Genomic DNA, 13,351 nt, shown 5'->3' on the forward strand with positions numbered 1-13,351 from the left:
CACCTTACTCCCTCGACTTCAAGACCGCGACCAGATCCAGCCGATCCAGCCGGCGCCGCACGGCCAGCGCCGACAGCGCCGCCGCACCGATGATGATCAGCCATCCCCACGCCACCGTGGCCGGGGTGACGATGAACGGAATGCGGAAGACCTCGTTCTGGAACATGCTCATGATGAACAGGCCGAGCCCGTAGCCGATCAGCGTGCCGCACGGCAGCGACACCAGCACCAGAATCGCCAGCTCGCCGAGCAGGATCGACGAGATCTCGCCGCGCGTGAACCCGAGCACGCGCAGGCTGGCCAGCTCGCGCTCCCGTTCCGACAGCGAGATGCGGGCCGCGTTGTAGACGACGCCCACCGCGATGATGGCGGCGAAGATCACGTTGATGCCGATGGTCAGGTTCATGTTCTGCGCCATCACCTCGCGGAAGTTGCGCAGCGCCGTCTCGCGAATCGCGACCCCGGCCACCGCCGGCGTTAACTTCAGCTTTGCGTAGAGCGGCTCGAGCTGCGCCGGGTCAACCTGCAGATAGGCGCCCGACACCGTGCCGCCCTCGCGCATCAGCCGCCCGAGCGAGGCGATGTCCAGGTAGGCCTGCAGCCCCATGATGTCGTCGATGACGCCGGCCACCCGCACCTGCCGCACCGGCCGGCGTCCCTCGAGCACTTCCACCTGCACCAGGTCGCCGGGCGCGAGGTCCAGCACCGTCGCCAGCATCAGCGACAGCACCAGGCCTTCCGGAGGCAGCGTCCGCGGCCGCCCTCGCTGATCAACGACCCGGTTGAGGTCGGCGGCGGGGTCGAGGCCGGTCAGCGCGACCGTCCGCGAGCGCGTGCCGGCCCGCAGCCGCGCCGGCACCATCCGCAACGGTTCGACCGACATCACGCCGGGCATGCCCGCCACGGCATGCATCGCCGCTGACGACCGCGGCTCGACGAAGCTCACGGTCACGTCCTGCCGCATGCCGTCGTTGAACTGCCGCTCGATCAACACCTCGATGGCATCGATGAAGCCAAAGCCGATCAGCAGGATGGCGCCGCCGAACGCAATCCCGATCACCGACGCGAACGCGCGCATGGGCTGACGCTCGAGGGTGCGCAGCACCATGCGGGCGCCCTGCGGCAGCAGGCGCTGGACCCGCGGCGTCTCAAGCACGCTGGCGCGATAGCGGGCCGGCGACTCGGGCCGCATGGCCTCGGCCGGCGGGATCTTCACCGCACGCCTCACCGCCGACACCGAACCAATCACCGCCGAGACGAGCGCCAGGGCCAGGGCGGCCAGCGCCACTTCGGCCGACAGCCGGTAGTCGAGCGACGGGAAGCGGAAATACAGGTTGTACAACTCGATCATCTGCGCGCCCAGCCACGCGCCGACGACCACGCCGGTCACGGCCCCAAGCAGCGCGATGACGAGCGCCCATTTGAAGTAGTGCCACGCCAGCTGGCCGTTCGAGTAGCCGAGCGCCTTGAGCGCGGCCAGTTGCGGCCGCTGCAGCGCCAGCGCTCGCGCCAGCGCCACGTTGAGCACGAACGCCGCGACGGCCAGGAAGATCGCCGGGATGATGAACCCGAACGTGCTCAACTGCGCCAGCTCGTTGTCGAGCGTCCACGCCGATTGCTGCAGCCGCCGCGGCACCGCGCCGAGACCGCCGAACGGCTCGAGCGCACGGTCGAGGCCGGCAATGGCTTCGTCGGCCGAGGCGCCCGGCATCAGCCGCAGGCTGACGTCGTTGAAGCCGCCCTCCATGTCGAACGCGCTCGCCAGCGCGCGCCGCTCCATCCACAGCAGCGCGAAACGCCGGTTGTCGGGGATCATCTCGCCGGGACGGATGCTGAAGACGTACTCGGGCGACAGCGCCACGCCGACGATGGTCAGCCGGCGGCGGCGGCTGTTGATGATGGCGGTGATCTGGTCGCCCGGCAACATGCCGTTGGCCTCGGTGAAAACCTCGCTCGCCAGCACCTCGTCGGGCCGCCCGGGCTCGGGCCAGCGCCCCGACCGCAGGAACACATCGTTCAGCAGCGGCCGTCCGCGCGACGGCACCGAGATCAGCCGGCCGGTCGCCGGCTCGAGCAGGCCCGGCACGTCGAGCGTCACGTCCGCGACGACGCGGGTGTCGAGAACGGCGACGCCGGGGATCGCCCGCAGGTCCGACTCGAGGCTGGTCGGCGCCCGCTTCAGCATGGCGAAGACATCGGCAAACCGCTGCCGCTCGTAGTAAGTGTCAACCGTCCGTTGCAGGGAATCGAAGTTCGACAGGTAGGTGACGAACATCACCACGCCGGCGGCCATGACGGCGCCGATCGCGAGGGCCTGGCTGCGCATCTCCCACAGGTCGCGCAGCAGCTTGCGATCGAGCGCGGCGATTGGCAGGCGGCCTACCACTGGATGTCCTTCGCCGATCGCCGCGACTGGTTGCGGCTGACGCCGGCGATGTTGCCGTCGGCGAGCCGCACGACGCGGTGCGCCATGCCCGCAATAGCGGCGTTGTGGGTGATGACGACGGTGGCGGTGCCGAGCTCGCGGTTGACGCGCTCAATCGCCTCGAGCACGACGACGCCGGTCGTGATGTCGAGGGCCCCGGTCGGTTCATCGCACAACAGCACGTCGGGCCGCTTGGCGATGGCGCGGGCAATGGCCACGCGTTGCTGCTCGCCCCCAGACAGCTGCGCCGGAAAGTGATCCAGCCGGTGCCCGAGCCCGACGAGCGCCAGCGCTTCCTCGGGGGTCATCGGATGCTCGGTAATCTCGGTCACCAACGCGACGTTTTCGCGCGCAGTCAGGCTGGGAATGAGGTTGTAGAACTGGAACACGAAGCCGACGTGCTCGCGGCGATACTCCGTCAGCGCCGCCTCGCCCGCCTTCGTCAGGTCGTGATCCTTGTAGACCACGTGGCCGGCGGTCGGGATGTCGAGGCCGCCGAGAATGTTGAGCAGCGTGGACTTGCCGCTGCCCGAGGGACCGAGCAGGACCACGAACTCGGCCGGGAACAGGTCGAAGTCCACGCCGCGTAGCGCATGCACCTCGATCTCACCCATGGGATAGACCTTGGTGATGCCGCGGGCGGTGAAGACCGGCGCGGAAGCAAGGGTCTCGCCCATGGCAGCCGATTATTGCTTCTTTGTGTGCACGTGGTCCGATGCTTTTACGTCGCCGACCAGGACCGTCCCCATGAGCCCGCCCTCGGCGTGATCGAGGATGTGGCAGTGGATCATCCACTCCCCCGGCCGCTCGTCGAACGTGACCAGCAGCCGCACCGTCGTCTTCATCGGCACGTTGACCGTGTCCTTCAGCGCCAGCGGCCGCACCGGCTGGCCCTGGTCGTCGATGACCTGGAAGAAATATCCGTGAAGATGGTACGGGTGGTCCCAGTCGCTGTCGTTCTTGACGGTCCAGAGCTGCGTTTCCCCGAGCCTGGCCCGGAAGGGCTCCGCCTTCCAGAAGGGCACGCCGTTGATGCGGAACTCGGACTTGCCGTTTTCCATCGGCGGCAGCGTCAGCACCATCTCCACTGGCGTCGCGCCTTCGACCGTTGGCACCGGCAGCGCACGACTCACGCGCACCGGCGGCGCGGTCACGGCCGGCTCCTTCGTGAACTCGATCGTCAGCACGTCTTCGACGCCGCGATACTGCACGCTGCCGTAGCCGCGGTTGTAGAGCATCGCGCGCAAGGTCAGCGGCGTGCCGGCCGTGCCTTTCGGCGCGACGATCACGTCAACCCGTTCGCCGGGCGTGACCAGCAGGATGTCGGTCGTCACCGAGTGCTCCTGCAGCCCGCCGTCGGCGCCAATGACCGTGAACATCTGGCCGTCGAGATCGAGATAGAAGAACCGGCTCTTGGCGGCGTTGACGATGCGCCAGCGTTGCGGGGCGCCGGGACGGGCGCCGAGCACCGGGCGGGTGCGGCCGTTCACGAGCACGTAGTCGCCCTCGCGGCCGAACACCATGCCGGCCGAGCCGCCGCTGTCCCAGGGTTCGAGCTTGCCCTTGGCGTCGAAGCCGATGTCGCTCAGCACGATCGTCACCTGGTCGGCGACACCGACGCCATCATCGGGATCCTCGACGAGCAGCGCGCCATAGAGGCCGAAGCCGACCTGCGCCGCGGACATGACGTGCGGGTGATACCAGTACAGCCCCGCGTCGCGCACGATGAAGTCGTAGATGAACGACTCGCCCTGCTTGACCTCCGGCTGCGAGATGCCGGGGACGCCGTCCATCTCGATCGGCACACGCACGCCGTGCCAGTGCACCGTGGTCGGCTCCTGCAGTTCGTTCTTGAAGTGCACGATCAGCCGGTCGCCGACGCGCGTCTTGATGAGCGGCCCGGGTAACCCGCCGTCGTAGGTCCACGCCTGCACCCGTTTGCCCGGTGCCACCTCGACCTCGGCCAGCCGGGCCGTCAGGGTGATCTCCACCACCTTCGGGTCGGGATTGGTATCGATCGATTCCTTGAGCTTGAGGCCCGCGTCCCAGCCGGGAGGCGCCATGGGCTGCGCCGCCGACGACGAGGGCAGCAAGAGACACAAGACGAGCAAGCTCAGCATGACCATGGGCAGCGAAGACTGCAAAATACAGTCCCTTGATAATCGCCGGAAATGGGCGGATTCCGCGTGGAATTCTTCGCCGAGCGGGGGAATATCCCCGGCCCGTTCGAGGATCTTCTCGCCCGGCGCGCCGGTGGCACTGGCATGGTCTGTGCTCCCTGATCCGGGCAGGGAGTTCGACATGGCCACCATGACGCAATCCGCAAGCGGAACCACGACGCAGTTCGTCAGGCGCTTCATGGGCGCGTTGGCGCTGGATCCGGCGACATTTGAAGACGTCGAGGCAGACCGCACGGCGGGCGGCCAGGCCGCACTTGTGGTGTTGCTGACGTGCCTGGCGGGCGGCCTCGCGGTCGCCGGCAGCTCGCAGTTGAACGTCACCATGTTCATCGCCGGCCTGACCGCGACGCTCGGCGCGTGGGTGGTGTGGGCGCTCCTGATTACGACCATCGGCACGCTGGTCGTGCCGGAACCCACCACCAGCAGCCGGCCGGCGGAGTTGTTGCGCACCATGGGGTTTGCCGCCGCGCCAGGTGTCTTCCTGGCCTTTGGCGCCATGCGGGCGGTCGCGCCCTTTGTCGTGGCGCTGGCCACGCTCTGGATGGTGGCCGCGACCGTGCTCGCCGTGAGGCAGGCGCTTGATTATCGCAGCATGGGCAGGGCGGTGGCCGTGTGCGTGGCGGCCGGCCTGGTGGCATTTGGAATGGTCGCCGTCGCTGGCCTGCTGTTCGCGCGTCCGGTCAGCTAGGCCACAGATTAAATACCGATTAGCACAGATTTCTTGTGCGGTTGGTCGTCAGAAAAGGGCCGCCACATGCCATCGTCACAAGTCGTCTTCTGGCACCGCGACCTCCCGCCGCTTGACGCGGCGGTGATGGCCGAGCACACGGTGGCGGCGAACAGCGATCGCGTGCCTGGAACGCTGGCCCATCGCGACGACCTGTGGGATGTCTGCTACCGGCAACTGATGGCCAATGCCACCGACCGGGTGACGGCGGAGGTGACGCGGCTCGGCGGCTGCTACGCGCACGTGCATGGCGAATCAATCGTCACCAAGCACGACGACGCAGCGGGCGAAGCCTGGTTGCACGGCACGTTCACATACGTTTTGTATGGCAGCGATCAAGTGCCGGCCCTGGTGACCGGCCGAAAGTAGTTGGAGGCAAGTCTTGCAAAAAGTCACAGTCGTCATCGATCCAATCACGTCCGGCAAGAACGGCAGCACCATGAACGCCCTGGTCTACGGCGGACCAGGCCAGCGGGCGTGGCAGCCGGCGCCCCGGCCGGTCATTCACGAACCGGGCGATGCGATCGTTCGCATCACCACCTCAACCATCTGCGGCACCGACCTCCACATCTTGAAGGGCGATGTGCCGAGCGTGACGCCCGGGCGCATTCTCGGGCATGAAGGCGTCGGCATCGTCGACGAGGTCGGCGCCCAGGTGTCGGCGTTCAAGAAGGGCGATCGCGTCCTCGTCTCGTGCGTCAGCGCGTGCGGCATCTGCGAGTCGTGCCGCAAGGGCATGTACTCGCACTGCACGACCGGCGGGTGGGTGCTCGGCAATACCATCGACGGCACGCAGGCAGAGTACGTCCGCACGCCGCACGCCAACACCAGCCTCTATCACCTGCCGGCGGAGATCCCGGACGAAGCCGCGGTCATGCTGAGCGACATCCTGCCGACCGGCCTCGAGTGCGGCGTGTTGAACGGCCAGGTCAAACCGGGCGACACCGTCGCCATCGTCGGCGCGGGTCCGATTGGCCTGGCGGCGTTGTTGACGGCGCAGTTCTTCTCGCCGACAACGATCATGATGGTCGATGTGGACGACAACCGGCTGCAGGTGGCCAAGCAGTTCGGTGCCACCACGCTGATCAACAGCAGCGACGGGACGGCCGTCGCGCGCATCATGGCGCTGACCGAGGGCGCCGGCGTGGACGTCGCGATCGAGGCGGTGGGCATTCCGGCCACGTTCGACATCTGCCAGTCGATTCTGGCGGCCGGCGGACGCCTGGCCAACGTCGGCGTGCATGGCAAGCCGGTCGAGTTACATCTCGAGAAACTCTGGGATCGCAATATCGCGATTACCACGCGCCTGGTCGACACGGCGGCCATCCCGATGCTGCTAAAACTGGTGAAATCGGGCAAATTGCAGCCGGCCCAGCTGGTGACGCACCGGTTCGCGCTGGCCGACATCATGAAGGCTTACGACACGTTCGGAAACGCGGCGGCCGAGCGGGCGCTGAAGGTGATTCTCACCGCCTAGAGGATTGGGGTAGCATCGAGCAATGCGAATCAAATACACGGCGGCAGCCATGGTGGGACTGGTGGTGGCAGGCTTCAGCCTCGTCGCGCTAGCTCAGCAGAAGCCGTCCGCGACAGCGAAGACCGCCACGCCGACCTCGGTCGTGGTGTACAAGTCCCCGACTTGAGGGTGCTGCACCGCCTGGATGAAACATCTCCAGGCGCAAGGCTTCCAGGTGGAAGCCAAGGACGTCAGTGACCCCCAGGTGCAAGCGGTCGGCAAGCAGGCCGGCATGACCGACGAGTTGTCCTCGTGCCACGTGGCGACGATTGGTGGCTACGCCATCATCGGCCACGTCCCAGCCGAAGACATCAAGCGGTTGCTGAAAGAGAAGCCGGCCATTGCCGGCATCTCGGTGCCGGGCATGCCGATGGGATCGCCCGGTATGGAGCAGGGCGGCATGAAGGAGTCGTACAACGTGATGGCGTTCACGAAGGACGGCAAGAAGTACGTCTTCGCGAAACACTAGCAGCGGCTGGAGCGAGCCCGCCACCGTGGCGGGCTTCGCGACGGCATCTCCGAATCTCACGCTGATTGACTACGCCGCCGCCCGGCTGGGCGGCGCCCGTACGGCGCGCCTGCTCGACATTGGCTGCGGCGCGGGCCGTAACGCGGTGCCCTTGGCGCGCCTTGGGTGGCGCGTCGCCGGCACCGATTCTTCACAGCCGATGTTGCGCGCAGCAGCGGCACGCGAGGGCGGTCACCATCTTCACCTCGCCAACGCCGAGATGGCGGCGTTGCCCATCCAGGGCGCGTCGGTCGACTTCATCGTCGCGCACGGCATCTGGAATCTCGCGCGCTCGGGCGCCGAGTTCCGCGGCGCGGTGCGCGAAGCCGCTCGCGTCGCGCGGCCGGGCGCCGCGTTGTTCCTTTTCACCTTCTCGCGCCACACCCTGGCCGCCGACGCGGAGCCAGTGGCCGGCGAGACGTTCGTGTTCACCCAGTTCTCCGGCGCGCCCCAGTGCTTCCTGACCGAGGCGCAACTGGCGGATGAACTGGGCGCCGCCGGCTTCGAACCGGATCCGGCGCGGCCCGTTCGTGAACTCAATCGACCGGCGCCGGGCCTGCGAACGGGCGGCCCGGTCATCTACGAAGGCGCCTTCCGCCTTGCATAAGGAACTCAAATGACGACGACACCAGGCACTATTCCGGCTTCCGAAGCGCTGCCGCTCGAGAGCCTCATCGCGTTCACCGACGGCGGCATAGCCAGCCGCGTGCTGGCAAAAAACGGCGGCGGCAACCTGACGCTGTTTGCGTTTGATCGAGGACAGGGGCTGACCGAGCACACGACGCCGTACGATGCGCTCGTGATGGTGCTCGACGGCGAGCTGGCGCTCACCATTGGCGGCACGGCCGTCACCGCGACGCCCGGCACCATCGTCCGCATGCCCGCCAACGTGCCGCACGCGGTTGAGGCGGCCGTCGCCTCGCGCATGTTGCTGATCATGCTGCGGGAGCCGAAACCCACGACCTAGTCGGGCCTGTGGGTCGGCCTGGCATTTGCAGGCGGTGGTAGCGATGGATAACTGGATCGGCATGGCGGCGTTTCTCGTGATCTGGGTGGCCCTTCAAGTGTGGGTGTTGCCGAAATTTGGCGTGCCCACTTGAGCTGTGCCAGCACCGCGCCGGCCGGCGCGGGACGATGAGCGATCCGATCAGGAGTAACCTGCGGATCGAGCCGGACTGAGGGATACCCAGGCGCTGACTACGGTGAAGCCGGGGCGCGCAGCACCGTGATCCAGGCCACCTCGAGCGCGAACGGACCGGGTGTGTTCTCGGCCAGAAGGAACCCTACCGCGGTGACGCTTTGGGGATCGACCGGGCCCATCCCGCGCTGGACCTGGCCGAACGAGGTGGCCTCGAACGAGTCGAGCGGCGCGCGCACCTCGATCCATTCTGCCGCGCGGGTCTTCAGGGGCGCCCGGTATGAGAAGGCCTTCATCCGCCCGGACGTGTAGAGGTTGAAACGATACTCCCGTCCGTCGCCACGGACGCGGGCCACCAGCGTGTCGCCGGCCTGCAGTCCCAGCGCTGCCGGCTGGGAACGCACCGAGGCGAAGCCACCGTTATTCTCCAGTGACAGGGTGCCGTAGAACTCCAGCGTCTGGCGGTCGGTGATCCGGAATCGACCGTCTGACACGCCGCCCATCACACCGTCGTTGACGGTCTGCCATGCGGCGGCCGCGCCGGGCGCCGAAAACTCAAACAGCGCGGCAAGCGTCAGGTCCTCAGTTCTTCTCGGCGTGTCGCCTGTCATGCGTGATCCCGGCCCCAGTCCGTTACTACGCGCGAACGAACCGACTGTAATTGAAGTTCTGGATCGCACCAGTCGGCGTGCGGTGAGCCTCGGCCACCGTGTCGACCAGGGAGAACCCCGGGCCGAGTTCGGCGCTGATCCCGGCCGCGTCATAACGACACACCGGCAGACCGCTGCAGCGCTCCGGACCATCGGGCGCGAACGTGCCGATGATCACACTTCCCCCGGATTGCACCAGGTCGTGCACGTGAGCAACGTATCGGGCGCGGTCCCCGGCTTCAGTCAGGAAGTGAAAGACGGCACGGTCGTGCCAGATCTCGACCGGCGCCGCCGTCCACGGCGACGTGACGTCGGCCTCGATCCAGTTCACGTGATCGGCCAATCGGCCGAGCCTCGCCGCCGCTCGCGCGAGCGCGGCTCCGGAGACGTCGAGCACCGTGACGCAGCGCAGGCCACGGGCAACCAGCCGATCCACGAGGCAGGAATCCCCGCCCCCAATGTCGATGACTCACGTGCCGGCGGCCAACCCCGTTCGCTCCAACAACTGCAGCGCGATGGTCGGCTCAGGTTGATACCAGCTGACCTCGTCGGATTGCTTCGTGGTGTAGACGCGATCCCAATGTGCCTTGCGTTCCATGGTGATGCGTCCAGTTTATCGCGGGTGTGAGAACGACGAGGCGTTCGGGATCAACTGGAAGAACACGTGCTCGGGCGTGTTCCCGTGCCAGTGACCCGCGACCCTGGCGTAGCCGACCAGCGCCGGTGGCAGCTCGGTGGTGGCAGCGGCCGCGGGCGGCGGCGTTGGCGCCTTCTCCTGTTGTTCGACCCTGGACGGCGCCGTTCTCTGGGGGACGTCGGCGCAAGGCGCCGGGTCACGCTCAGAATTTCGGGGGCACGTGGCGGGTTCCTCGGGCGGCTCTGTCACCAAACCGGGAGGCGTCGCGGCGAGGTTCGGAACCTGTGACCCTATGGTTCCTAAAAGAATCCGCAGATTCGTGGATTTTGACTAACCACGAGAAGTAAGCGGATCTGCACTTTTCTGCAGCAGGACTGTCCGACGCAGTGAAATGCAGTAATCTCTCGGTTCTGTCCGTCTCATCGCCTATGAGTCGTTCACCGCTCTGCCGTCTTGCGATCGCCCTGCTTGTCGTGGCTGCCGTGCCCCATGCACAGTCGCCCGCGCTGCCCGGTACCGACATCCGCTTCTGGGCCACGGCCAACATCACCAGTCGCCTGACTTTCGCCGGGACCTGGGTACCGCTCGATACGACCGCCACCATCATCGGCCCATTCTGGAGCGCGATGAAACTCGGGTCGGACCAACGTGAAGGCCTGGTGCTGGCCGGGTGGGCCTACAACGGCTCCTTCGAGTCGACGCTCCCCGACGTGACCCCGACCCGCGCGATGATTTTCGAGCAGCAAGCCGACGGCACGCTGCAGGACGCCACCACCAGGCTGTTCGGCGACCCGACGACGTTCGGCGTCGGTGATGTGCTGGTGGCCGATTTCAACGGTGATGGACGAGACGATGTCCTACTGCCTGCCCACAACGAGAGCCCGTTCATTGCCAAGCCGAGCGTCGCCTACGTTTCGCAGGGCGACGGCCTGCGGAAGCTGACGCTGCCCGACTCCGTGATGGCCCATCACACGAGCCTTTACACCGTGGACGGCTCGACCCGTGCCGTGGCGCGCTCGTTCGGCGGCAGCGGCAACAACGGACGTGGCGCCGGCTACAACGTCGTCTACCACTGGACGGGATCGGGATTCTCTACCACGAACGTGGGCGACGTCGGCGGCATGGCGGTGCTGGTGGGACACTTCACCAATAACAGCGACCTGTGGATCGTCGCGGGCGATTCGAACTCCGGTATCGGACGCAGTTATTCAGTCACCAATCCAGGACTCAACTGGGCGTACAAGTTCAACAACCAGAACCCGACACTGCCCTATGTCGCGCTGCCGAAGCCGTACTTCAACGACAAGCCCGAATACGCGTCGTTCGCCAGCCAGTGGGACCCTTACTCGAAGACCCATACGCCCAGGCTGTTGAGCGCCGACCTCAATCAGGATGGCCTGCTCGACATCATCGCCCTCGCGTCCATTTGGCGGTCGGGCGTCGGTTTCCAGCGCGGCGCCCTGCAGTTGATGCTCAATCGCGGCAACATGCTGTTCGCGGACGACACCGATTCGCTCGCGCCCGAGTTCAGCAAGCTGTCAAACCTCGACTACAGTGCCAAGCTGATTGATGTCGACGGCAGCGGCATCGAGACCTTGTTCTTGGCGTCGGTCCAGGTGCCTCAGGTCGCCGACGACGAAGCCAAGCAGGGGCAATATATCCTCGTCAACGACGGTACCGGGCGCCTCTACACGGCAATGCATGATGAGTTTCGCGCGATGCGAACGCAAATCGCGCCGTTTGCGAGCGCCCGCGTGCCAGGATCCAGCATCGGCCCCGGATTCACCCCGCAGTACCTTCCCTATCGCACCCCGAACGGCGCGGTCAATTTCCTCGCGGTCCTCCGGACGACCATTGACGGAAAACCTGCCCGAGCGTTCGTGAACGTCCCGCTGCAGGTCAACCTGACGACCGATTTTCGGCGAGATCTCACCGTGGCGACCCGGAACAACAGCCGCCGCATCCGGACCTTCGCCGGCAACGATACGATTCATCGCGCAGTCACGGATCCGGACTGCGTGATCGACGGCGGACTTGGCAGCAACGTCGCGGTGTATCCGGGGCCGCAAGCGAACTGGACGATCGGTCGCGATGGCGACCACGCCACCATTCGGCCCGCCCAGGGAAGCGGCGGGACCGATCGGTTGATCCGCGTGCAGATCGCACGGTTTGCCGACGGCGACGTCAACCTCAGTCAATAGCTTCGCGTCATGAAACCGAGACCATTCCTCATCTCCGTGGCGGTCGGCACCGGCCTCGTTGCCTCGGTGCCGACGCCACTCTTGACACAGCAACAGCAAGCCGACTTCCGTTGGCCCACGCCGTACGCGCTGTGGAACGCCGTCACCGCCGACCTCGATCACGATGGTTCGTCCGAGCTCGTCGTCGCGACGATGGACGGGGCAAAGTTCAACCAGCTGACCTCAAAGACCCCATTGTTCGTCCTGGGCGTCGTGGACGAGCGCGTGGTCGATCGCTCCGCGGACTTCTTCGAGACGCCGCCGACCTCCTGGAACGCGACGCTGGCCACTGGCGACTTCGACGCCGACGGTGCCGCCGACATCATGATCTGCGACCGTGGCCGCAACGTGGGCCCCAACCCGCCCCAAGGGTCCGCGCTCACCGATGGCATGCGAGGGGCGCAGAACGAGGTGTTGCTCAATCGCGGCGGCAAGCTGCGTCTCACCGATGGGTTTCCACGCCTGGTCACCTCGAGCTGGGGCTGCAGCGCCGGCGACATCGATCGCTCGGGTCGCGCCTCGATTGCAATGATGTCGTGGTACAGCGACAAAGGGCATGACGCCGCGTTCGTATTGACGTGGGATATGAACTCGCGCTTCGTCCAGACGCACACGCTATCGCGCGCCGGGGACCGCGGCTTCGGTGCGACCGCGACCGCCGACTTCGACGGCAATGGCTACGCGGACATTGCCGGCGGGACGCAGTTCTTCCTGAGCGGTCCAAATGGGTTGGGGACGGCGCGGCCGCTCGCCGAAAGCGTCGTCGAGCTGGAAGGCTACCGGTTCTGGCGAACCACCGTCACGGCCGATTTCACCGGCGACGGTCTGGCGGACGTGGTCAAAGTGAACAGCAAGGGCGAGCCGACGCTGTCGGAGGCGCGCTTTGCGATGTACCGCGGCGACCGCAGTGGGGGACTGGTCGAGAAGCGCGACGCGTTTCCGGCCACGGCGGCCTACAACGGCAACGACTACAGCCAGCGCGTTGTGGCGATCGACCTGGACTTCGACGGCAGCCTCGACCTGGCGCCGCTGGGCAAGGTTTATACGTCCTTCTCTGACCCGGGCCGGCCGGCCGATGCGGTGTGGTTGAACGACGGGAGCGGCCGGTTCCGGCAAGCGCGGTGGACCGATGCGATTCAGTCGTTCCCGCGTTGCGACCTGACGGAAGCGTACTTTCTGCCGACCGCTGATCCGCTTACCTATCACCTCATCTACGGTGGTTGCAGCCAGGGGTACATCGCCCGCACCGTGAGCGACACGCGCCGGCTGACCTTCAACTAAAGCTACCGGCGCCAGGTGTGGGTGCTGCCGAAACTCGTCGTGCCCACTT

General features: G+C 66.5%; 13 protein-coding genes and 1 pseudogene. 9 read left to right on the top strand and 5 right to left on the bottom strand.

Annotated features, from left to right (window positions below; all coding sequences use genetic code 11):
• Positions 1-4: 4 nt before the first annotated feature.
• The 3 genes from Q8T13_10810 to Q8T13_10820 are packed head-to-tail and all read right to left on the bottom strand — an operon-like array spanning position 5 to position 4,551.
• The gene (locus Q8T13_10810; GenBank protein MDP3718244.1) at positions 5-2,386 is read right to left on the bottom strand and encodes an ABC transporter permease; all 2,382 of its coding nucleotides are present in this window, start codon (positions 2,384-2,386) and stop codon (positions 5-7) included.
• Positions 2,380-3,102 carry an ABC transporter ATP-binding protein gene (locus Q8T13_10815; GenBank protein ID MDP3718245.1) on the bottom strand — a complete coding sequence of 241 codons (723 nt, stop codon included), beginning with the start codon at positions 3,100-3,102 and terminating at the stop codon, positions 2,380-2,382. The genes Q8T13_10810 and Q8T13_10815 overlap by 7 nt, the downstream gene beginning before the upstream one ends.
• Before the next feature lie 9 nt (positions 3,103-3,111).
• Positions 3,112-4,551: a multicopper oxidase family protein gene (locus Q8T13_10820; protein MDP3718246.1), complete on the bottom strand. Its 1,440-nt coding sequence runs from the start codon at positions 4,549-4,551 to the stop codon at positions 3,112-3,114.
• Positions 4,552-4,735: 184 nt separating this feature from the next.
• Between Q8T13_10820 and Q8T13_10825 the strand changes: the two genes are divergently transcribed.
• The 7 genes from Q8T13_10825 to Q8T13_10855 all read left to right on the top strand — a co-directional run bounded on the left by Q8T13_10825 (position 4,736) and on the right by Q8T13_10855 (position 8,323).
• On the top strand, positions 4,736-5,293 hold the full coding sequence (locus tag Q8T13_10825) for a YIP1 family protein (protein ID MDP3718247.1): 558 nt from the start codon (positions 4,736-4,738) through the stop codon (positions 5,291-5,293).
• A gap of 66 nt (positions 5,294-5,359) precedes the next feature.
• On the top strand, positions 5,360-5,701 hold the full coding sequence (locus Q8T13_10830; protein ID MDP3718248.1) for a hypothetical protein: 342 nt from the start codon (positions 5,360-5,362) through the stop codon (positions 5,699-5,701).
• A 70-nt stretch (positions 5,702-5,771) separates the two neighbouring features.
• Positions 5,772-6,809, top strand: a complete 1,038-nt coding sequence (locus tag Q8T13_10835; GenBank protein MDP3718249.1) for a zinc-dependent alcohol dehydrogenase family protein — start codon at positions 5,772-5,774, stop codon at positions 6,807-6,809.
• 22 nt (positions 6,810-6,831) lie between these two features.
• Positions 6,832-6,975, top strand: coding sequence for a hypothetical protein (locus tag Q8T13_10840; protein MDP3718250.1), 144 nt, complete (start codon positions 6,832-6,834; stop codon positions 6,973-6,975).
• A gap of 18 nt (positions 6,976-6,993) precedes the next feature.
• The gene (locus Q8T13_10845) at positions 6,994-7,317 is read left to right on the top strand and encodes a DUF411 domain-containing protein (protein MDP3718251.1); all 324 of its coding nucleotides are present in this window, start codon (positions 6,994-6,996) and stop codon (positions 7,315-7,317) included.
• Positions 7,318-7,342: 25 nt separating this feature from the next.
• Entirely contained in the window at positions 7,343-7,963 is a 621-nt protein-coding gene (locus tag Q8T13_10850; GenBank protein MDP3718252.1) for a class I SAM-dependent methyltransferase, read from the top strand.
• 9 nt (positions 7,964-7,972) lie between these two features.
• Positions 7,973-8,323, top strand: coding sequence for a cupin domain-containing protein (locus Q8T13_10855; protein MDP3718253.1), 351 nt, complete (start codon positions 7,973-7,975; stop codon positions 8,321-8,323).
• A gap of 230 nt (positions 8,324-8,553) precedes the next feature.
• Here the strand turns inward: Q8T13_10855 and Q8T13_10860 are convergent, their stop codons facing one another.
• Together Q8T13_10860 and Q8T13_10865 are read right to left on the bottom strand one after the other, a co-directional pair.
• Entirely contained in the window at positions 8,554-9,105 is a 552-nt protein-coding gene (locus tag Q8T13_10860; protein MDP3718254.1) for a CIA30 family protein, read from the bottom strand.
• 25 nt (positions 9,106-9,130) lie between these two features.
• A pseudogene (locus tag Q8T13_10865) lies at positions 9,131-9,742 on the bottom strand (class I SAM-dependent methyltransferase).
• 467 nt (positions 9,743-10,209) lie between these two features.
• Here Q8T13_10865 and Q8T13_10870 point away from each other — a divergent pair.
• Positions 10,210-11,982 (top strand): VCBS repeat-containing protein, encoded by a 1,773-nt coding sequence (locus Q8T13_10870; protein ID MDP3718255.1) that lies wholly within the window; start codon positions 10,210-10,212, stop codon positions 11,980-11,982.
• 9 nt (positions 11,983-11,991) lie between these two features.
• Positions 11,992-13,302 (top strand): VCBS repeat-containing protein, encoded by a 1,311-nt coding sequence (locus tag Q8T13_10875; protein MDP3718256.1) that lies wholly within the window; start codon positions 11,992-11,994, stop codon positions 13,300-13,302.
• Positions 13,303-13,351 lie beyond the last annotated feature (49 nt).

It is taken from the genome of Acidobacteriota bacterium, from assembly GCA_030697165.1.
Classification (GTDB): domain Bacteria; phylum Acidobacteriota; class Vicinamibacteria; order Vicinamibacterales; family UBA2999; genus 12-FULL-67-14b.

Coding starts and splice junctions, on each gene's coding strand:
- Q8T13_10845 (MDP3718251.1), top strand. CDS start 6,994: ATGAAACATCTCCAGGCGCAAGGCTTCCAGGTGGAAGCCAAGGACGTC.
- Q8T13_10875 (MDP3718256.1), top strand. CDS start 11,992: ATGAAACCGAGACCATTCCTCATCTCCGTGGCGGTCGGCACCGGCCTC.
- Q8T13_10820 (MDP3718246.1), bottom strand. CDS start 4,551: ATGGTCATGCTGAGCTTGCTCGTCTTGTGTCTCTTGCTGCCCTCGTCG.
- Q8T13_10870 (MDP3718255.1), top strand. CDS start 10,210: ATGAGTCGTTCACCGCTCTGCCGTCTTGCGATCGCCCTGCTTGTCGTG.
- Q8T13_10840 (MDP3718250.1), top strand. CDS start 6,832: ATGCGAATCAAATACACGGCGGCAGCCATGGTGGGACTGGTGGTGGCA.
- Q8T13_10860 (MDP3718254.1), bottom strand. CDS start 9,105: ATGACAGGCGACACGCCGAGAAGAACTGAGGACCTGACGCTTGCCGCG.
- Q8T13_10815 (MDP3718245.1), bottom strand. CDS start 3,102: ATGGGCGAGACCCTTGCTTCCGCGCCGGTCTTCACCGCCCGCGGCATC.
- Q8T13_10835 (MDP3718249.1), top strand. CDS start 5,772: ATGAACGCCCTGGTCTACGGCGGACCAGGCCAGCGGGCGTGGCAGCCG.
- Q8T13_10825 (MDP3718247.1), top strand. CDS start 4,736: ATGACGCAATCCGCAAGCGGAACCACGACGCAGTTCGTCAGGCGCTTC.
- Q8T13_10855 (MDP3718253.1), top strand. CDS start 7,973: ATGACGACGACACCAGGCACTATTCCGGCTTCCGAAGCGCTGCCGCTC.
- Q8T13_10830 (MDP3718248.1), top strand. CDS start 5,360: ATGCCATCGTCACAAGTCGTCTTCTGGCACCGCGACCTCCCGCCGCTT.